The organism is Nocardiopsis dassonvillei subsp. dassonvillei DSM 43111, from assembly GCF_000092985.1.
Classification (GTDB): domain Bacteria; phylum Actinomycetota; class Actinomycetes; order Streptosporangiales; family Streptosporangiaceae; genus Nocardiopsis; species Nocardiopsis dassonvillei.
On sequence record NC_014210.1, the window covers coordinates 2,927,954 to 2,946,716 of the forward strand.

16 protein-coding genes are annotated in these 18,763 nt (G+C 73.3%); 5 read left to right on the forward strand and 11 right to left on the reverse strand.

What is annotated here, in order from left to right; all coding sequences use genetic code 11:
• Positions 1–164 precede the first annotated feature (164 nt).
• Positions 165–1,718, forward strand: coding sequence for a BCCT family transporter (locus tag NDAS_RS12210; protein ID WP_232051672.1), 1,554 nt, complete (start codon positions 165–167; stop codon positions 1,716–1,718).
• Positions 1,719–1,831: 113 nt separating this feature from the next.
• Here the strand turns inward: NDAS_RS12210 and NDAS_RS12215 are convergent, their stop codons facing one another.
• Entirely contained in the window at positions 1,832–2,941 is a 1,110-nt protein-coding gene (locus tag NDAS_RS12215) for an LLM class flavin-dependent oxidoreductase (protein ID WP_013153495.1), read from the reverse strand.
• A gap of 270 nt (positions 2,942–3,211) precedes the next feature.
• Here NDAS_RS12215 and NDAS_RS28890 point away from each other — a divergent pair, with 270 nt between their 5' ends.
• Complete coding sequence (locus tag NDAS_RS28890; RefSeq protein ID WP_013153496.1) at positions 3,212–3,370, forward strand: hypothetical protein; 159 nt, start codon at positions 3,212–3,214, stop codon at positions 3,368–3,370.
• Positions 3,371–3,478: 108 nt separating this feature from the next.
• Here NDAS_RS28890 and NDAS_RS12220 read toward each other — a convergent pair whose 3' ends face one another.
• Positions 3,479–3,853: a hypothetical protein gene (locus tag NDAS_RS12220; protein ID WP_013153497.1), complete on the reverse strand. Its 375-nt coding sequence runs from the start codon at positions 3,851–3,853 to the stop codon at positions 3,479–3,481.
• 656 nt (positions 3,854–4,509) lie between these two features.
• On the opposite strand from NDAS_RS12220, the gene NDAS_RS12225 reads away from it, so the two are divergent.
• From NDAS_RS12225 to NDAS_RS12235, 3 genes are all read left to right on the forward strand, one after another.
• Positions 4,510–5,952 carry an amidohydrolase family protein gene (locus NDAS_RS12225; RefSeq protein WP_013153498.1) on the forward strand — a complete coding sequence of 481 codons (1,443 nt, stop codon included), beginning with the start codon at positions 4,510–4,512 and terminating at the stop codon, positions 5,950–5,952.
• 141 nt (positions 5,953–6,093) lie between these two features.
• On the forward strand, positions 6,094–7,113 hold the full coding sequence (locus NDAS_RS12230; RefSeq protein WP_013153499.1) for a LacI family DNA-binding transcriptional regulator: 1,020 nt from the start codon (positions 6,094–6,096) through the stop codon (positions 7,111–7,113).
• A 251-nt stretch (positions 7,114–7,364) separates the two neighbouring features.
• On the forward strand, positions 7,365–8,567 hold the full coding sequence (locus tag NDAS_RS12235; RefSeq protein WP_013153500.1) for an MFS transporter: 1,203 nt from the start codon (positions 7,365–7,367) through the stop codon (positions 8,565–8,567).
• A 193-nt stretch (positions 8,568–8,760) separates the two neighbouring features.
• On the opposite strand, the gene NDAS_RS12240 is transcribed toward NDAS_RS12235, so the two are convergent.
• The 9 genes from NDAS_RS12240 to NDAS_RS12280 form a co-directional block, all read right to left on the reverse strand.
• Positions 8,761–10,977 (reverse strand): serine/threonine-protein kinase, encoded by a 2,217-nt coding sequence (locus NDAS_RS12240; protein ID WP_013153501.1) that lies wholly within the window; start codon positions 10,975–10,977, stop codon positions 8,761–8,763.
• 254 nt (positions 10,978–11,231) lie between these two features.
• Positions 11,232–13,376: a LamG domain-containing protein gene (locus tag NDAS_RS12245; RefSeq protein ID WP_013153502.1), complete on the reverse strand. Its 2,145-nt coding sequence runs from the start codon at positions 13,374–13,376 to the stop codon at positions 11,232–11,234.
• 246 nt (positions 13,377–13,622) lie between these two features.
• Positions 13,623–14,030 (reverse strand): hydroxyphenylacetyl-CoA thioesterase PaaI, encoded by a 408-nt coding sequence (gene paaI / locus NDAS_RS12250; protein WP_013153503.1) that lies wholly within the window; start codon positions 14,028–14,030, stop codon positions 13,623–13,625.
• Positions 14,027–15,130, reverse strand: a complete 1,104-nt coding sequence (gene paaE, locus NDAS_RS12255) for a 1,2-phenylacetyl-CoA epoxidase subunit PaaE (RefSeq protein ID WP_013153504.1) — start codon at positions 15,128–15,130, stop codon at positions 14,027–14,029. Before paaE ends, paaI begins: the two co-directional genes overlap by 4 nt.
• A 2-nt stretch (positions 15,131–15,132) precedes the next feature.
• Entirely contained in the window at positions 15,133–15,654 is a 522-nt protein-coding gene (paaD, locus tag NDAS_RS12260; RefSeq protein ID WP_013153505.1) for a 1,2-phenylacetyl-CoA epoxidase subunit PaaD, read from the reverse strand.
• Positions 15,648–16,526, reverse strand: a complete 879-nt coding sequence (gene paaC, locus NDAS_RS12265; RefSeq protein ID WP_013153506.1) for a 1,2-phenylacetyl-CoA epoxidase subunit PaaC — start codon at positions 16,524–16,526, stop codon at positions 15,648–15,650. Before paaC ends, paaD begins: the two co-directional genes overlap by 7 nt.
• A 43-nt stretch (positions 16,527–16,569) precedes the next feature.
• Positions 16,570–16,887 carry a 1,2-phenylacetyl-CoA epoxidase subunit PaaB gene (gene paaB, locus NDAS_RS12270; RefSeq protein ID WP_013153507.1) on the reverse strand — a complete coding sequence of 106 codons (318 nt, stop codon included), beginning with the start codon at positions 16,885–16,887 and terminating at the stop codon, positions 16,570–16,572.
• Positions 16,884–17,858, reverse strand: coding sequence for a 1,2-phenylacetyl-CoA epoxidase subunit PaaA (paaA, locus tag NDAS_RS12275; RefSeq protein ID WP_013153508.1), 975 nt, complete (start codon positions 17,856–17,858; stop codon positions 16,884–16,886). Before paaA ends, paaB begins: the two co-directional genes overlap by 4 nt.
• 98 nt (positions 17,859–17,956) lie before the next feature.
• Complete coding sequence (locus NDAS_RS12280; RefSeq protein ID WP_013153509.1) at positions 17,957–18,760, reverse strand: enoyl-CoA hydratase/isomerase family protein; 804 nt, start codon at positions 18,758–18,760, stop codon at positions 17,957–17,959.
• Positions 18,761–18,763 lie beyond the last annotated feature (3 nt).

Genomic DNA, 18,763 nt, shown 5'->3' on the forward strand with positions numbered 1-18,763 from the left:
GGTCGTTCCCGGCGGCCGCCACGCGCGCACAGCGCATGGGGCTTCAGATACCGGCTGCGGCGCGTCCCGGCCGGTGCTTCCATTCGAGGGGCTTCCTCTACTCCATGTTCTCCACTCTGCGCTCACGCGCGTCCGCGCGAGGCAGACGTTCCGATCCCTGGGTCATGAGCGTGTCCGGCGCCCTGATGACCGCCTTCGTCCTCGCCGCCCTGGTCGCCCCCCGCGCCATGGGCTCCGCCGTGGACGCGGCCTTCACCTGGTCCGCGCGCTGGTTCGGCGCCTACTGGCAGCTGCTGATGCTGGCCACCTTCGTCGTCATGACCGTCCTGGCCTTCTCCCGCTACGGGCGGGTCCGCATGGGCGGCACCGACAAACCCGAGTTCAAGCGGTTCACCTGGATCGCGATGGTCGTCACCACCCTGCTGGCCGCCGGAGGGGTGTTCTGGGCGGCGGCCGAACCCATCGCCCACTACGCCTCCCCGCCGCCGCAGTACGCCGACCAGGTCGACGGCGGAGCCGAGGGCGCGGCGGTGGCGCTGGCGCAGAGCTTCGTGCACTGGGGCTTCATCGGCTGGGCCGTCGGCGGCGCGCTGGCCACCCTGGTCATGATGCGCGGTGTCGAGAAGGGCATGCCGCTGCGCCCGCGCACCCTGCTGTGGCCGCTCCTGGGCGAGCGGGTGCGCACGCACTGGATCGGCGCGGTCGCCGACATCAGCTGCGTGCTCGCCGTGGTGGCCGGGACCGTGGGGCCGATCGGCTTCCTCGGGCTCCAGATCTCCTACATCTGCAGCGAGCTGTTCGGGCTGCCCGACACCTACGCCGTCCAGGCGCTGATCATCCTGGGCCTGACCGCGGTGGCCGCGGTGTCGGTGCTGAGCGGGATCCACAAGGGCATCCAGCTGCTGAGCCGGGCCAACGTCTGGGTGGCCCTGGCGCTCATCGCCGTCATCGTCGGCATGGCGTCGCTGCCCTTCGTCGTCAACCTGTTCCTGCAGGCGAGCGCCGTGCACGCCCGGGAGTTCCTCCCGATGGCGCTGTACCGGGGCGACGAGCAGTGGCTCGGGTACTGGACGCTGTTCTTCTTCGGCTGGTTCCTGGGCTTCGGGCCCATGATGGCGGTCTTCTTCGCCCGCATCTCACGGGGCCGCACCGTGCGCGACATCTACGTCGGGGCGACGGTGGTGCCCTCGGTGGTGACCATGCTCTGGTTCACCGCGCTGGGCGGCACCGGCATCTGGCTGGAGCAGCGCGAGCCCGGCACGATCACGGGCCCCTACGCCGAGGACGGGCTGCCCGCGGCGGCGCTGGCCATCCTGGAGGCGCTGCCGCTGACCGGAGCGCTGGGCGTGCTGATGGTGGTCGTGGCGCTGATCTTCCTGGCGTCCACGCTCGACTCCATGTCCTACACCATCGCGGTCTCCAGCATGCACGAGGGAGAACCCTCGGGCCTGGTCCGCGCGTTCTGGTGCGTGGGGATGGGGCTGGCCGCCGTCGCACTGCTGCTGGTGGGGGACGGCGGGATCCAGGCGTTGCAGTCCTTCATCGTGGTGACCGCGGTGCCCGTCGGCCTGCTCATGCTGCCGACGCTGTGGACCACGCACCCGCTGCTGCGCGACATGGCGGTAGAGCAGGGCATCGTCGCCCCGCGCCCGTCACGGGACGGGGACGGCGACCACGCGCCGCGGGCCGGGGAGCCGGTCGGCCAGGCCTCCCCGTAGGAACCGCGCCGCGCCCGCAGGACCCGAGGCGGGTTCCGGGCGCGGCGCGGCCCGGGCCGTGGACGTCCCCCGGGGGTTCCAGGGGGCCGCCACGGCCCGGGCCGGGTGCGGACCTACTGCTGGCCGTCCCGGCCGGAGGCGGTGTCCGCGTCCCCCTTGGCGGCCAGCAGCGAGGCGTGGGTGGGCGCGTCGGGCACGTGCGCGGGCCGCCCGGCGGCGAACTCCTTGCGCAGCACCGGCACGACCTCCTCGCCGAGCAGGTCCAGCTGCTCCAGGACCGTCTTGAGCGGCAGGCCCGCGTGGTCCATGAGGAAGAGCTGGCGCTGGTAGTCGCCGAAGGAGTCGCGGAAGGTCAGCGTGCGGTCGATGACCTCCTGCGGGCTGCCGACGGTCAGCGGGGTCTCGCGGGTGAACTCCTCCAGGGAGGGGCCGCCGCCGTAGACCGGCGCGTTGTCGAAGTAGGGGCGGAACTCCCTCACCGCGTCCTGGGAGTTCTTGCGCATGAACACCTGTCCGCCCAGGCCGACGACGGCCTGTTCGGCCCTGCCGTGGCCGTAGTGCTCGAAGCGGCGGCGGTAGAGCGAGATGAGCTTCTTGGTGTGCGTGGCGGGCCAGAAGATGTTGTTGTGGAAGAAGCCGTCACCGTAGAAGGCGGCCTGCTCGGCGATCTCGGGGCTGCGGATGGAGCCGTGCCAGACGAAGGGGGGCACCCCGTCCAGGGGGCGGGGGGTGGAGGTGAAGCCCTGCAGGGGGGTGCGGAACTTGCCCTCCCAGTCCACCACGTCCTCGCGCCAGAGCCGGTGCAGCAGGTTGTAGTTCTCCAGCGCCAGCGGGATGCCCTGGCGGATGTCCTGGCCGAACCAGGGGTAGACGGGGCCGGTGTTGCCGCGGCCCATCATCAGGTCCACCCGGCCGTCGGCCAGGTGCTGGAGCATGGCGAAGTCCTCGGCGATCTTGACCGGGTCGTTGGTGGTGATCAGCGTGGTGGAGGTGGACAGGATGAGCCTGTCCGTTCGGGCCGCGATGTAGCCGAGCATCGTGGTCGGTGAGGAGGCCACGAAGGGCGGGTTGTGGTGCTCGCCGGTGGCGAAGACGTCCAGGCCGACCTCCTCGGCCTTGAGCGCGATGGTCACCATCGCCTTGACGCGCTCGGCCTCGGTCGGCGTACGGCCGGTGGTGGGGTCGGTGGTCACGTCGCTCACCGAGAAGATTCCGAACTGCATGGCCCGCTCCCCTAGGTATCTTCCAAAGAAGTAGTTTCCGATTAAACTATCATGCGGAACGCCTCGCGGCAGCCCCGCATTCCCCCGCGCACGCTGCCCGGTGGGCCCGCGTTCATCCACAGGCACGCTCCGTACCCACCGAATGTCACTCTCCCCTGGTATCCCTGGAAAAGCCGACAACGGCACGGTCACCGGGCGTCACGGCGACCGGAACGGCTGAACACGTGAAGGAGGAGGGCGCACACCCCCGGCCCGCGCGCCCGCAGCCCCATGGCCACCACCCTCGATCCCCGACGCCGCCTTCCCCACCAGGACCGAGACCGGACCGACCGCGACCCCGTGGTGCTCGCCGACGCGCTCGGCGACGTCATGACCGCCCTCACCGACGTGGACCCCGACCTGCTGGTCGTCACCGACCCCAGAGCCTGAGCTCCGGACGCACGGCCGCGAAGGACCCTCGCGCCGGGGCGGTTCCCGTCTGGTGGGACCGCCCCGGCGGCCACCGGCGTGCACCGCTCCCGCCCGGCGGCGACCCGCTCAGGCGTGGACCACGCCCTCGGGGTGCTCGGGCAGGAAGGAGCGCACCAGCTCGATCGGACCGACGAGGTGGGCGTTGAACGCGGCCAGCTCCCCGGCGGGCACCCACAGCTCCAGGATCGTGCGCCCACCGGCCTGCCGCACCGGATAGCGGGAGGCGAAGTCCGCGTCCACGCGAAAGCGTGTGACGTGCCCCTCGCCGTCGCGTGGCAGGTTCCACTCGCGGGCGATGCGCACCGCGTAGTCCTCGTTGAGCACGGGGTAGAAGATCGGCTGCTCAGGCAGGCGCGGCGGCCACTCCCGCCAGCCCGAATCCCCCACCAGGGCGAGTTCCGCGGGCCCGGTGGGCCGCCACAGGGTGAGGGTCGCGGGCATGGGAACCGCCTCCTTGGGTAGAGCGTGGTCAGGAGCTTAGGAAGAGCGGGGACAGTCCGCACCCGCTTTTTACCGGACGATCCGAAAATCGGTCCGTCCAGCGGGAACACCTCCTACAGACGAAGCGTTCTTACAGGTGAAGCGCCCCAGACCGAACCCCGATCCCCACCACCCGCACCCAACCCGCAGGTCCTGTGAGGCGCACACCACAATCCATGCGCGGATGTCAGCGCTCGTGTCGGCAATGGGGGTTTCCGGCACGTACTCAGCCGCTACATCCGCCTTCCCAGCGGCCAGACCGCACTCAGTGCACCCTGGCCGCGCCCGCTGTGGCCCGCGTTGGGGGACGCGGGCCACAGCCATGTCCGGGGGCTTTCACCCCCTCCCCCGCCAGGCCCGTGATCCTCCTCCGCCCCGACGGGCTTCGGCACCCCACGGTCACCAGAAATGACACAGTGGGATGGACACACGCATTCCGCCCCCTCCCGGCTCCCGGACGTCCCCACGCGCCGGGCCGCACCGGTCCCTTCCCCTTCCTCCCGGTACGGGCGGCCGCCGAAGGCGTGCCCGTCCCACGAGCGCGCGAGGGACCACGACCGCGGCGGCGGCGGGACCCCGGACCGGTCCGCGAGGGGCACACGGCGAAGGAGCCCTCCTTGAACAGACCGAACGAGTTCCCCCGGGGCCGACCGGTGGTGCTGCGCGGCGGCACGGTGCTGCCCATGGATGACGCGCGCACGGTCCTGCCCGACACCGACGTCCTGGTCGTCGACGACCGCGTGGCCTCCGTGGGACCGCGCCTGCCGGTACCCGAGGGCACCACGGAGATCGACGCCTCCAGCGGCCTGGTCATGCCCGGCATGATCGACACCCACCGCCACATGTGGCAGACCGCCATGCGCGGCTACGGGGCCGACTGGACCCTCGCCCAGTACTTCGTCTGGTACTACCTCGAACACGGCACGCGGTTCCGCCCCGTCGACGTGCACGCGGGCAACACGCTCGCCGCCGTCGAGGCCCTGGAGGCCGGGGTCACCACCGTCGTGGACTGGTCGCACGGCCTCCAGACCCCCGAACACGCCGACGCGGCCGCCGACGCGCTGCTCTCGGTCCCCGGCCGCCACGTCCTGGCCTACGGCAACATCCAGCGGGCGCCCGCCGAGTGGGCCACCAGCCCCGATCTGCGCGCCTTCGTCGAACGCCACCGGGGCGACGACATGCTGGGCCTCCAGATCGCCTTCGACGTCACCGGCGACCCGGAGTTCCCCGAGAGGCCTGCCTTCGAGGCCGCCCGCGACCTGGGGTTGGCCGTCACCACCCACGCCGGGGTGTGGGGCGCCACCGGTGACGACGGCGTCCGGCTCATGCACGAGCACGGCTTCATGGGGCCCGAGACGGTGTACGTGCACGCCGCTTCCCTGTCCGCGGACTCCTACCAGCGCATCGCCGCCACCGGCGGGTCGGTGTCGGTCTCCACCGAGAGCGAGCAGAGCGCCGGCCAGGGATACCCGCCCACGTGGGCGATGCGCGCCCACGGCATACCGGTGTCGCTGTCGGTGGACAGCAGCGTGTGGCAGAGCGGGGACCTGTTCAGCGCCATGCGCGCCACCCTGGGCGCCGATCGGGCCCGCGAGCACCAGGAGGCGCACGGGCGCAGCGACACCGTCACCCACAGCGCCCTGCGCGCCGACCAGGTGGTGGAGTGGGCCACCCGGGGCGGGGCCGCCGCCCTGGGCCGCGACGACCTGGGCCGGATCGCGCCCGGCGCCAAGGCCGACCTCGTGCTGATCCGCAACGACGACTCGCCCGTGTCCTTCCCCCTGCTCAACCCCTACGGGCACATCGCCCTCCAGGCCCAGCGCGCCGACGTGCACACGGTCCTCGTCGACGGCCGGGTGGTCAAGCACGAGCACCGGCTGGTGGGCGTGGACCCGGCCGCCGTGCGCCGCGGTGTGGAGGCCACCGTCGAGCACCTGCGCGCCTCGGTCGGGGAGGAGGCCTGGATCGAGGGGATGAACCCCGACATCCCCGCGTCCAAGGTGCTGGACAACCCCTACACCTACACGGACTACCGCGACTCCGGCACCCGCGGCCGGTGAGCGCGGCGCCCGCGCGGAGACGGGCCGGTGCCAGAATGTGGGTCCGGGCCCGAGGAGGCCGGGCGGCCCCGCGACCGCCGCCGGTCGCGGGGCGGTCGGCGTCCCGGGGCACCGGGCGGCGGCGCGAACCGGAGGAGGCAGATGTCGGAGAACGGGACGGGCGCCCATCGGCACCCGACGATGGCCGACGTGGCCGCGCACCTGGGGGTCTCGCGGCAGCTGGTCTCGCTTGTGCTGGGCGACCGCCCGGGCCCGAGCGCGCGGACCCGGGAGCGGGTCCTGCGCGCCGCCGAGGAGCTGGGGTACCGGGCCGACACCGCCGCACGGCTGCTGCGCCGGGCGCGCAGCCGACAGGTGGGCGTGCTCTTCGGCCTGGAGTACCCGATGGACGCCCACCTGGTCGAGGAGCTCTACCCCGCCGCCGCCGAACTCGGGTACGGCGTGGTGCTGAGCGCGATGGCCAGCACCCGCAGCGAACGCGAGGCGATCGACGAACTGGTGGGGCTGCGCTGCGAGGCGCTGATCCTGATCGGCCTGTCCGCGGAGGCGCCCGCGGACCTGGCGCGGGTCGCCGAACGGGTCCCCGTGGTGGAGATCGGCCAGCGCACCGGCGCGGAGGGGACCGACAGCGTGGGCACGGACGACGCCGCGGGCGTGGGCCAGGCCGTCGGGCACCTGGTGGAACTGGGCCACCGCGACATCGTGCACGTCGACGGCGGCGGGCTCCCGGGGGCCGGCGGGCGCGCGCGGGGCTACGCCGAGGCGATGCGCGGGTACGGCCTGGGCGGGCGCGTCGAGGTCCTGCCCGGCGACTACTCCGAGGAGGCGGGCGCGCGGGCGGCGCGGGTGCTCCTGGCGCGGGAGGCCCTGCCCACGGCCGTGGTCGCGGCCAACGACCTGTGCGCGTTCGGGCTGCTGGCGACACTGGTCCGCGCCGGGGTGAGCGTGCCCGGGGACGTCTCGGTGGTGGGTTACGACGACAGCCGGACCGCGCGGCTCTCCTTCCTCCAGCTCACGTCGGTGCGCCAGGACGCGGCGCGCATGGCGCGGCTCGCCGTCCGCTCCGCGTCCGAGCGCCTGGACGGCGGGCGCACCGAGAGCAGGCATCTGCTGCTGGAGCCCGCCCTGACGGTGCGCGGCAGCACCGCTCCCCCGCGCTGAGGGCCCTGCGGCCCGGGACGCCCGTGGCCGGTGTCCTGCGACGTTTCCGACGGTGGGCGCGCCGCTAAGAGCCACATCACACGCGCGGACGGTTGGCACAGGTCCGGAAAAGTCCGACACTGGAATTGGCACGTGCCAAATCACCCTCCGCTGTCATCCGGCCCCGCCGGGCCCCGGAAAGCCCGAAACCCCGCGACCCGCGGCGCCCGGCACCCGTGAACCCCGACCGACCCTTCGAAGGGGACCCACCCATGCCTCTGGCCCTGCTCGCCCTCGCCGTCGGCGCGTTCGCCATCGGCACCACCGAGTTCGTGATCATGGGACTGCTGCCCGAGGTCGCCGCCGACCTCGGCGTACCGGTTCCGACCGCCGGATACCTCATCTCCGCCTACGCCCTGGGCGTGGTGGTCGGCGCACCGCTGCTCACCGCGCTGAGCACGCGGCTGCCCCGCAAGACGGCGCTGCTGGTCTTCATGGGGCTCTTCCTGGTGGGCAACCTCGCCACCGTCCTGGCCCCGTCCTTCGGCGCCGTGTTCGCCTCGCGGGTCCTGGCCGGACTGCCCCACGGCGCCTACCTGGGAGTGGGCTCGCTGGTCGCGGCGCACCTGGCCGGTCCGGGGCGGCGGGCCACGGGCGTCTCGCGGATGTTCCTCGGCCTGACCGTGGCCAACATCGTCGGCGTGCCCGCGGGCACCTTCCTGGGCCAGGCGATGGGCTGGCACGCGGCGTTCCTGGTCGTGGCCGGGATCGCCCTGCTCGCCCTGCTCGGCGTCGCGGTGTTCGTGCCGCACCAGCCCGCGGCCTCCGGCACGGGCCTGCGCCACGAGATGCGCGAACTGGGCCGCTCCCAGGTCGTCCTGGGCCTGGTCACGGCGGTCTTCGGGTTCGCCGGGGTGTTCGCCGTCTACAGCTACGTCTCGCCGATGATGACGGAGCTGGCGGGCATGTCCGCGTCCGGGGTGCCGATCGTCCTGGCCCTGTTCGGCACCGGCATGACCCTGGGTTCGCTGATCGTGGGACCCCTGGCCGACCGGGCGCTGCGCCCGACGATCTACGGGTCGCTGGCCGCGCTTGCGGTGGTGCTGGTGGTGTTCACGGTGACCGTGCACAACCCCTGGACGGCCGCGGTGACGGTGGTGGTCCTGGGCGCGGTGGGGTTCGGCGTGGCCACCCCGCTCCAGGTCCTGGTGATGAACAAGGCCGCCGAGGCGCCGACGATGGCGGCGGCCTCCAACCACTCGGCGTTCAACCTGGCCAACGCCGCCGGGGCGTGGCTGGGCGGCATCGGGATCAGCGCGGGCCTGGGGTACACCTCCCCGGCCGCGATCGGGGCGGTGCTGGCCGTGGTGGGCCTGGGCATCGCGGTGTTCGCGGGCGTCCTGGACCGCCCGGGGCGGCGGCGCGACCGCGAAGGCCGGACGGTGGCGGCCCCGGAGCCCAGCGCTCTGCGCTGACCCCGGGACCGGGAGGGAGCCCCGTTCCGAAACCCTGGGCGGGGCGCGCCCTCGGGCCGGGAACGGGGCGAAGGGGGACGACGGAGGCCCGCCCGGTGTCCTTCGGCGCGGACCTTCCGAGGCCCCGGGCCCGCGGGCAGCCTGCGGCGCGGTCCCCCGGCGAAGGCCCGCGCCGTCCGGGCCGACCGTCCTCCTACTCCACCCGGACGAACCGGATGAGGACGGACTCCCCGAACTCCAGTTCCTCCCAGCCGAACTCGCTCTCCCCGACGGATGTGGCGGACGTGCAGGAGACCAGCGACCAGGGGGACTCCGCCCCCGACAGCCCGGGGACCGACTCCCTCACCCCCACGCAGGCCAGCTCGCCGTCCACGAAGTGGGTGTGCACCCCGGTACCGGTGTACCCCAGGGCGAGCTCCGAGCGCCCGCCCTCGCTCCCCAGCAGCCCCGCCACCTCCAAGGCGCGGTCGCACGACATCTCCCAGGCGTCCGCGCGCACCTGCCAGACACGTTCGTAGAACTCGAACTCTCCGCAGGCGGGCGCGTGGAGCACCTCCAGGCGTCCGCCGCCGGACTCCTCCCCCTGCTGGGGGTCGACCACCTCCACGGGGCCGCCGACCTCGGTGAAGTCGGCCCGCACCCGCCACAGGGCTCCGGCGTACTCCATCCGCACCGGGCCGCCCCGCTCGTCGACCTCGACCAGGCCCCGCGCGTCCTCCTCGACCACCTCGCCGTCCACCACGAGCCGGGACGTGAGCGGGCCGGTGTACACCCGGCCGCCCTCCTCCCCGGCTCCGCCCGCCTCCAGGTCCGGCGACTCCGCCATCGTGCGCAGCGGGCCGGTGACCAGCTCGGGACCCAGGTCCTCGGCGGTGGCCTCCCACGCGGGCTCCACCGGCTCGGAGGCCTCGCCCTCCGCCAGGGCGGGCCCGTACACGTACAGCCGTCCGCCGCTGTCGGCGGCCGCGACGGACCCCTGTCCCATCACCTCGCCGCTGGCCAGGAAGACGTCACGGTCGGCCGCGTAGCGGTACTCGACGGTGGCCGTGCTCTCCTCCAGCACCGCCTCGACCGCCTGACCGGTCCGCGCGGCGACCTCCTCGGCGTGCGCGTCGCTGAAGCGGCGCTCGACCTCGACCACGAACCCGCCGCCCTCCTCCAGGGTGGTCGCGGCGGCGGTGACGGCCTCCGCCGGAGCACCGCTGACCCGGTCGTAGACCACGTACCCGCCGGTGGCGAGCCCGGCGGCGACCAGCACGCCCGCACCGACCACCGCCGCCTTGGCCCCGGCCAGGGCGGTGAGGGTACCGCCGGCGGCCCCCGCCGCCGTGGTTCCGGTGGCGGCTCCCGCGGCACCGCCCGTACCGGCCCCCGCGCCGCCCAGCGCGCCCGCGGTGATCCCGGCCGCCGAGAGCACGCCCACGGCGGTCGCCCACGCGGCGGGGTCGTGACCCGCGGAGTCGACCCCGCGCCAGTAGCCGCGCAGCAGGGCGCGCAGGGTCTCGGCGGCCGGGACCGGGCCGCCGCGTCCGCTCAGTCCGACCTCCTCGGGTTCGGGCAGCAGGGCGCGCATGAGCTCGACCGCGCGCGGGCGCCGCGCGGGGTCGTTGGCCAGGGCGGCCTCCACCAGCGGCAGGACGTCGTCGGGCACGCCCGCCAGGTCGTGTTGACCGGCGGTGACCCGCTGGCGCAGTTGCTCGGGGGTGCCGCGGCCGAAGGGTTCGCGTCCGGTGGCCGCGAGCGCCACCAGGGCGCCCCAGGCGAACACGTCGGCGGCCGGGTCGGCGACCGCCCCGGTGTAGCGTTCGGGCGCCACCCAGCCGGGGGTGCCGTAGGAGGCGCCCCGGTCGTTCGCGCGCGTGGTGCCGACGGCGGTGGCGATGCCGAAGTCGACGATCTTCGGGCCGTCCGGGGACAGGATGACGTTGCCGGGTTTGATGTCGCGGTGCACGATCCCGGCGGAGTGCAGCGCGGCCAGGCCCTCGGCGGTGCCCGCCGCGAACGCGCGCAGCATCTCCCCCTCCAGGGGGCCGAAGGCGCGTACGTGGGCGCGCAGGTTCCGGCCGGGGACGTAGTCGAAGGCCAGCCAGGGCACGCGTGCCGTGGTGTCGGCGTCGTACAGTCGCGCGGTGCTCACACCCCGGGCACGGGCCAGCATGTCCACCTCGCGGGCGAAGGCCTCGCGGTGGCCGCGTCCGCGCGCGAAGCGGGCGTGCACGGTCTTGACGGCCACGCACCGCCCGCTTCCGTCGATTCCGCCGTAGACGGCGCCCATGCCGCCCGCGCCGATCCGCCCCACGATCCGGTAGGGGCCGAGCGTTCGCGGGTCGCCCTTCTCCAGGGGTTCGAGGCCGGGCGGGAGGCCGGTGTCGCGGGGCGGCGGGGGGACGGGGGCGGGCGTGACGGTCATGGGGTCCTTCTCGTGCGGCGGAGGACGGCGCCCTCCCTACGCCCGTGGGACGCGCGATCGCCCCCGTGTGTTCGCGCCCCCTGCCCGGCGCCGACGACGCGGAATCGCCCAGGACGGGACGGAACCAGGCCCTGGCGGGGGCTGATACGTGGCCCTTCCTCGCACATGCCGGGGCCGGGACCGTCCTGTGACGGCCCCGGCCGGTCATTGCGACGGGGTGCCCATGCCCCGGTCCTGGTGCTCCGAGGTCTCGACTAAACCCTCGGCAGGAGACCTTCCATCACGGTGTAGACGTCGTGGGGGAACGCGACTCCCTGGAGGAGGAAGACCGTGCCGAGAGCGCCCGTCCAGGGACGGTCGACGCCGTCCGTGTATCCGGCTCCTCCGATCACCACGTCGCCGTCGGCGTGCCAGGCGCCCTCGCGTTCCGCGTCCTCCTGCCGGACACCGTCGACGTAGAGGGCGAGTGTTCCGTCCACGTGGTCGTAGATACCGGTCAAATGGGTCCACCTCCCCGTCTCCGCCCAGGCGGAGGCGACGCGGCTGACCTCAGCTCCCTCGGAGTCCCCGGCCGATGTCTCGAAGACCCACGCCTCCAGTTCGGCGTCGTACCCCAGCACGAACCCACCGGTGTGCTCGCCGCTCTGGGAGAGCGCGACGGCGTCGGAGCCGCCCTCGTCCAAACGCACCCACACCGAGGCGGTGAAGCTGCGGTCGGTGCGCACAGCCGCTCCGTCCGTGCGCAGGTGCTCCTGCGCGGTTCCGTCGAGAAGGATCGCGGAGGTGTAGGTCCAGTCGTTGAACGCCCCCTCCCACACCGTCGCGGGGTCACCGTGCAGTGTCGCGTCCAGGCCGTGGTCGGAACCGTCCGCGGCGGCCGCACCACCGCTCTCCTCCAACATCCACCGGCCCTCCAGGGCCAGCGGCAGGTTGGCGTGCTGCCACACCTCCGACCGCTTGGTGCTGGTGTAGGGCGCGTCCTCGACGATGAGGAGGCGGTCCCATACCTTGACGTGATCGACCGCTCCCGGCCAACTGCCCGAGAAGGCGTCCGCTTCCCGGCCGCCTCCGATGACGAACGGGCCCTCAGCGTTCCAGGCGGAGTCCCACGCGGCGCTTCCCTGATGGGCGCCCTCGACGTAGAGGGCGATCTCTCCGGTTTCCGGATCGTGCTGACCGCTGAGCTGTGTCCACACGCCCGCCTGAGCGGGAACGGTGGAGACCACGCGCTGGTCGAACCCGGCCTGCGGTCCGTCCTGAGAGGCTGTCTGGAACACCCATGCCTCCTCGGAGGCGTCGTAACCGAGCTGGAAGCCGCTCAGATGTTCGCCGTCCTGGGAGAGGGCGACGGCGTCGGTGCCGGTCTCGTCCAACCGGACCCAGGCCGACACCGCGAAGGCCTCCGAGGTGTCGACGACCGCCGTGTCGGTGCGCAGGTGTCCGTCAGCCGTGGCCACGGCCGTGCCCTCCAGCCGGTAACCGCTGCCCTGGCGCTCGCCCACGCGGCCACGGGTCCAGGCGATGCCGCCGTCCCCCGTAGCAGAGCGGTCCTCTGACATGACGTCCGAGGCGCTCGTCCCCTCACCTTCGTCGAGGAGGAAGTAGGCCACGGGGTCGGCCAGGGAAGCCACCAGGACCTCGTACACCGACTCGCACGCGGAGGTGTTGCCGTAGGCGTCGACGCTCCGGGCGTAGATCCACTGGGGTCCCGACCTCTGCGGTGTGACCGAGACGGTGGCGGAGGCACCGGGCTCATCGAGTTCCACCCGGGTGTTGCACAGGGGTTCCAGGCCGAGGTTGTACTCGTAGGAGACCGCGTCCAGCGTTCCGTTGTTGGCGAAGGTGAACTCCGCTGTCCGACCGGGTGCTCCCTGGAAACCACCGTTGGGAAGGTAGTCGTCGGAGGTGACCAGCGGAGGCGCTTCGGGTCCGTCGGTGTTGACTTCGATCCAGCACCACTCGGACCACTCACCCGGCTCCTGGTTGTCATGGCCGCGCGCGCGATAGCGCATGAGGGTGTCTTCGGGCAGGCCGCTCGCGGTTACCGACAGCGGATAGGGGTCACGGCCGGGGTGGTGCCAGGTATGGGTCGACTCGGCCGCGCCGAGGAGTTCGTCGGTGCCCTCCAGGCTCCACTCGAACTCGGCCCTGATCCGTTGTGCCCCGGTCTCGGAGTCGGGATCGCGGAAGACTCCTCTCAGGAGGGGTGCTGTGCTGCCGATAAGTGTGGGGGCATCCTGGTCGGTGGAGCACACCCTTCCCCGCGCGGTGAGCGTGGCGGTGTCGGGCCGGTCCGGAGGACGGTTGTCGTCGGCGAGCGCCTGCGACGGGGAGAGGAGTGACAAGGCCAGTACCGAGGCGGCCGAGACCGCCGTCGTACGGGTCAGGGAACGACGCATGAGGGGGATTGCCTGTCTGGTCGAGGGCCGCCTCGTGGGCGGACCCGGGACACGAACGGGAAAAAGCTATCCATGTGCTCACATAAGCCACAAGGTTCGCTTTTCTCCATCAAGGCGCACACATGTACTGACCTCACCCCAAACGCGGATGACCGCTTGTGGACACCCGCCACCGGCCCCGCCACCACGCGAGGGGGCCGGGACCGCCCTCGCGGTCCCGGCCCCGTAGCCGCCCCGACCCGGCGGCTAGCCGCGCGGGGGCAGCGTGCGGCTGCGGCCCCGGAACTCGGCGACGACCTCCTCGCCCCGGCGGACCGTGACGTCGTACAGGCCGCTGCGGCCGAACAGCGCCCGCTCCCGGGCGGTGGCCACCAGCACGTCACCCTCCTTCGCCGGGGCCACGAAGGTCACGTCCGCCCCCGAGGCCACGGTCACCCCTCCCCCGTCCACGTTGCACGCGCACGCGAACGCGGTGTCGGCCAGGGTGAACACGAACCCGCCGTGGGCGATCCCGTGCCCGTTGAGCATCAGCGGCCCCACGGTCATCTCCACGACCGCCAGTCCGTCGCTGGCCTCGACCAGGCGCATCCCCAGGTTCTTGGACGCCATGTCCGCCTCGAACATCCGCCAGGCGGTCTCGTTGCGCGCGCTCACGCGTCGTAGTCCACGGTCACGGCGTCGCTCTCGGGCAACGCCTGGCACGACAGCGCGTACCCCGCCGCCACCTCGGCCTCGGTGAGCGCGTAGTTGCGCAGCATCCGCACCTCGCCCTCGCACACCTTCACCCGGCAGGTGCCGCACACCCCGCCCTTGCAGGCGAAGGGCAGGTCCGGCCGGTAGCGCTGCGCGGCGTCCAGCACGGGCACCCCGCGCGGCAGCGTCAGGGTGGTGGTGCGCCCGTCCAGCACGAGGGTCACCTCGCTGGCGGGCCCCTCCACGCCGGGCTCCCCGTGGCGCGCCTGGGGCGGCGGCTCGGCGCCCTCCACGAAGAACAGCTCCTGGTGGATCCGCTCCCCCGGCACGCCCCGGCCCGTGAGCACCTCCTGGGCGTCGGTGACCATGCCGTACGGTCCGCACAGCCACCAGTGGTCGACGGCGTCGGCGGCCACGACCGTGTCCAGCAGCGCCTCCAGCTTGGCGCCGTCCAGGCGCCCGGTGAACAGCTCGGCCTCGCGCGGCTCGCGGGAGAGCACGTGCACCAGCTCGAAGCGCGTTCCGAACGCGTCCTTGAGGTCGGCGATCTCGTCGGCGAACATCACCGTGTCGCTGCGGCGGTTGCCGTAGAGCAGGGTGACGCGCGAGTCGGTGCGGCGCAGCAGCGAGGAGGCCATGGACAGCACCGGGGTGATGCCCGAACCGGCGGCGACCATCACGTGGCGGGCCGCGGTGTCCAGGTCGGGGACGAAGCGGCCGGTGGGCGCGCCCACCTCCACCTCGTCGCCGGGGCGCACCTCGTTGACCAGCCAGTTGGAGAACAGGCCGCCCGAGACCAGGCGCACGCCCACACGGGGCGCCTGGCCGACGGGGGCGCACACGGAGTAGCTGCGGCGCTCCTCCACGCCGTCCACCTCGCGGCGCAGGGTCAGCGACTGCCCGGGGGCGAAGGCGTACTCCTCGGCCAGGTGGTCGGGGACGTCGAAGGTGACGGCGACGGCGTCGTCGCACAGGCGCTCGACGGCGGCCACGCGCAGCCGGTGGAACGCGCCCCGGCGGCGCGCGGCCGCGGGCGCGGTCTCGGTGACGGGTGTGGTCACGGTCAGATCTCCTTGACGTGCTCGAACGGTTCGAGGCAGGACCGGCAGCGGTGCAGGGACTTGCAGGAGGTCGCGCCGAAGCGGGACAGCTCCTCGGTCCGGCCGGACCCGCACAGCGGGCAGCGCGGTGCGGTACGGGTGGGCAGCAGGGTCAGCGGCACCGGCCCGGCGGCCCGCGCGGGCGCGCCGCCCGGCGGGGAGATGCCGTGCTCGGCGAGCTTGCGCCTGCCCTCGGCGGTGATCCAGTCGGTGGTCCAGGGCGGGGAGAGCTCGGTGCGCACCTCGACCCGGTCGAACCCGGCGGCGCGCACGGCGCGGTCCACGTCCGCGCGCATCTCGGCCAGGGCCGGGCAGCCCGAGTAGGTGGGGGTGATCCACACCGCGGCGGTTCCGTCGCCCTCGACCTCCACGCGGCGCAGGATGCCGAGGTCGGCCAGGGTGAGCATGGGCAGCTCGGGGTCGGTGACCGCGGCGGCGGCGCGCTCGGCGCGCTCGCGGGCCCGGTCCCGGGTGGTGGTCACCATGTCGCCTCCGGGTGCTCGCGGGCCACCTTCTGGAGTTCGTCCAGCAGGGGGGCCAGTTCGGCGGTGTGCTCTCCCCGGCGTCCGGCCAGGGCCGGTGCGGGGAAGGGCGCGGGGGCGTCCAGGGTGGCGGTGGTGAGCACCTGCGCCAGGACGGCGTGCACCTCCTCGCGCACGGTGGCCGGGTCCACACCCACGCCCTGCTGAGCCATGCGGGCCTCGACGGGGTGGGTGGCGAACAGCTCGCCGGTGAGCGGCCACACCTCGGCGACGGCGGCGGTCATGCGCTCGCGGGAGTAGGGGGTGCCGTCGCCCAGGCGCAGGGCCCAGGAGACCGCGTACTCGCGGTGGTAGGCCAGCTCGTTGACCGCCTTGGCCGCGACGGCGGCCAGCACGGGGTCGCGGCTGTCGGCCAGGCGGGCGAACACGGCCAGGCGGGCGCTGGAGAGCGTCAGCAGGGTGACGACGGCGCGGGCGAAGTCGCCGCGGGGCGCCTCGGCCAGGCGGACGTTGCGGAACTCGGCGGGACCGCGCCGGTAGGCGAAGGCGTCCTCGTCGCGTCCGGTGCCGTCGGCCTGTCCGGCGCGGGCCAGCAGCAGGCGGGCCTGTCCGAGCAGGTCCAGGGCGATGTTGGCCAGCGCGACCTCCTCCTCCAGCTCGGGGGCGTCGGTCACCCAGTGGACGAGCCGCTGGGCCTGGATGAGCGCGTCGTCGCCGAGCATCTGGCAGTACAGCGCCAGGTCGGCCCCGTCGACCCCCTCGGGCAGGGTGGTGTCCACCCCGGCGAGGGCGTCGGTGAAGCCGGTGCCGAAGGCCCAGCGGGTGTCGCCGCCGTGCTCCTCGCTCAGGGCCGAGTAGATGTGGTCGCCGCTCAATGTCTTTTCCTTTGGCCTCGTGTGCGCCGGTCGTGCCGCCGCCCTAGATGTGCGGGACGTCCTCGGGGATGGGGTAGAACGTCGGGTGGCGGTAGACCTTGTCCCCGCTGGGCGCGAAGTAGGGGTCCTTCTCGTCGGGGCTGGAGGCGGCGATGTGCTCGGCGCGCACCACCCAGATGCTCACGCCCTCGTTGCGGCGGGTGTAGAGGTTGCGGGCGTTGTGCAGGGCCATGTGGTCGTCGGGGGCGTGCAGCGAGCCCACGTGGACGTGGTTGAGGCCGCGCTTGCCGCGCACGAAGACCTCGTAGAGCGGCCACTCGGGGCGGGCCGCCCCGGAACCGGCCGTGTTGTCGTCGCTCATACCGCGGCCTCCTCGGCGCTGGTGTGCTTGCGGGCGTAGGCGGTGGCGGCCTCGCGCACCCACGCGCCCTTCTCGTGGGCGGCCCGGCGGCGCTGGACGCGCTCGGCGTTCTTGGGTCCGGCGCCGGAGATGACCTGCTTGAACTCCACCCAGTCGGGTTCGCCGAAGTCGTGGTGGCCGCGCTCGGCGTTCCAGACCAGCTCGGGGTCGGGCAGGGTGACGCCGAGTTTCTCGGCCTGGGGGACGGTCATGTCCACGAACTTCTGGCGCAGGTCGTCGTTGGTGTCGCGCTTGATGCCCCAGGCCATGGACTGCTGTGTGTTGGGCGAGTCGGCGTCGGGCGGGCCGAACATCATCAGCGACGGCCACCACCAGCGGTCGACGGCGTCCTGGACCATCGCCCGCTGCTGGGGGGTGCCCTCCATCATGCGCATGAGCAGTTCGTAGCCCTGGCGCTGGTGGAAGGACTCCTCCTTGCAGATGCGCACCATGGCGCGGGCGTAGGGGCCGAAGGAGCTGCGGCACAGCGGGACCTGGTTGCAGATCGCGGCGCCGTCCACGAGCCAGCCGATGACGCCCACGTCGGCGAAGGTCAGCGACGGGTAGTTGAAGATCGAGGAGTACTTCTGGCGCCCCTCGATGAGGCGCTCGGTCAGGTCGGCGCGATCCACGCCCAGGGTCTCGGCGGCGGCGTACAGGTACAGCCCGTGCCCGGCCTCGTCCTGGACCTTGGCCAGCAGGATGGCCTTGCGCCGCAGGCTGGGCGCGGAGGCGATCCAGTCTCCCTCGGGCTGCATGCCGATGATCTCCGAGTGCGCGTGCTGGGAGACCTGGCGCACGAGCGTCCTGCGGTAGCCCTCGGGCATCCAGTCGCGCGGCTCGATGCGCTGGTCGGCGGCGATCCTGGCGTCGAACTCGGCCTGGAGGAGGTCGGCGTCGGGGGACGCCTCCCGGACCGTCTGGGTGCTCACTGGTTTCTCACCTCATTCATAACCGAACGTTCGGTCAGTAATTAGTATCCCCGGATTCCCCCGCCCGGGCAAGTCCGCCGGGCGGGGAAACCGCCAGCTCAGCTCCCGGAGAAGGTCGGCTTCTCCTTGGCCAGGAACGCGCGGACCGCTCCGACGTGGTCGGCGGTCTGTCCCAGCTGGTTCTGGAGGTCGGCCTCCTCCTCCAGCAGTTCGGGCAGCTCGCGCCCGCCCACGGCGGCCGAGCGCACCTCCCGCTTGGCCGCCACGAACGCGCTGGTGGGCCCGGAGGCCAGACCCGCGGCCACGGCGTGGGCGCGCGCCTCCCAGGCGTCGTCGTCCACGACCTCGGTGACCAGGCCCAGCTCCAGGGCGCGCTCGGCGCCCACGACCGTGCCCAGCAGCATCAGCTCCATGGCCCGGGCCTGGCCCAGCGAGGCCACCAGGCGGGAGGCCAGCCCGGAGTCCGAGGCCAGGCCGATGCCGGTGAAGGCGGTGCCGAACTTGGCCCGGCGGGCCGCGATCCGCACGTCCCCGGCCAGGGCGAAACCCAGTCCCGCGCCCACGCAGGCGCCGCCGATGCCGACCACGACCGGCACCTGGACGTCCTCCAGGGCCAGCACGATGCGGTTGTAGTGCTCGCGCACGGTGTCCAGCGCGTCCTGGGGGCGCTCCTCCAGGATCCGCGCGTGCTCGGCCAGGTCCTGGCCCACGCAGAAGGCCTTGTCCGAGCCCAGCAGCAGCACCGCGCGGGCGGTGGTGGACCCCGCCGCCCGACGCAGCGCCGCCAGCAGTTCCTCCTTGACCCGCCGGGTCAGGGCGGGCGTGTTCAGCCGTACCGTGGCCAGCCCGTCGGCCTCGGTGAACTCCGCCGCCGCCTGTCCGGCCGCCGTGTCCTCGCTCAACGC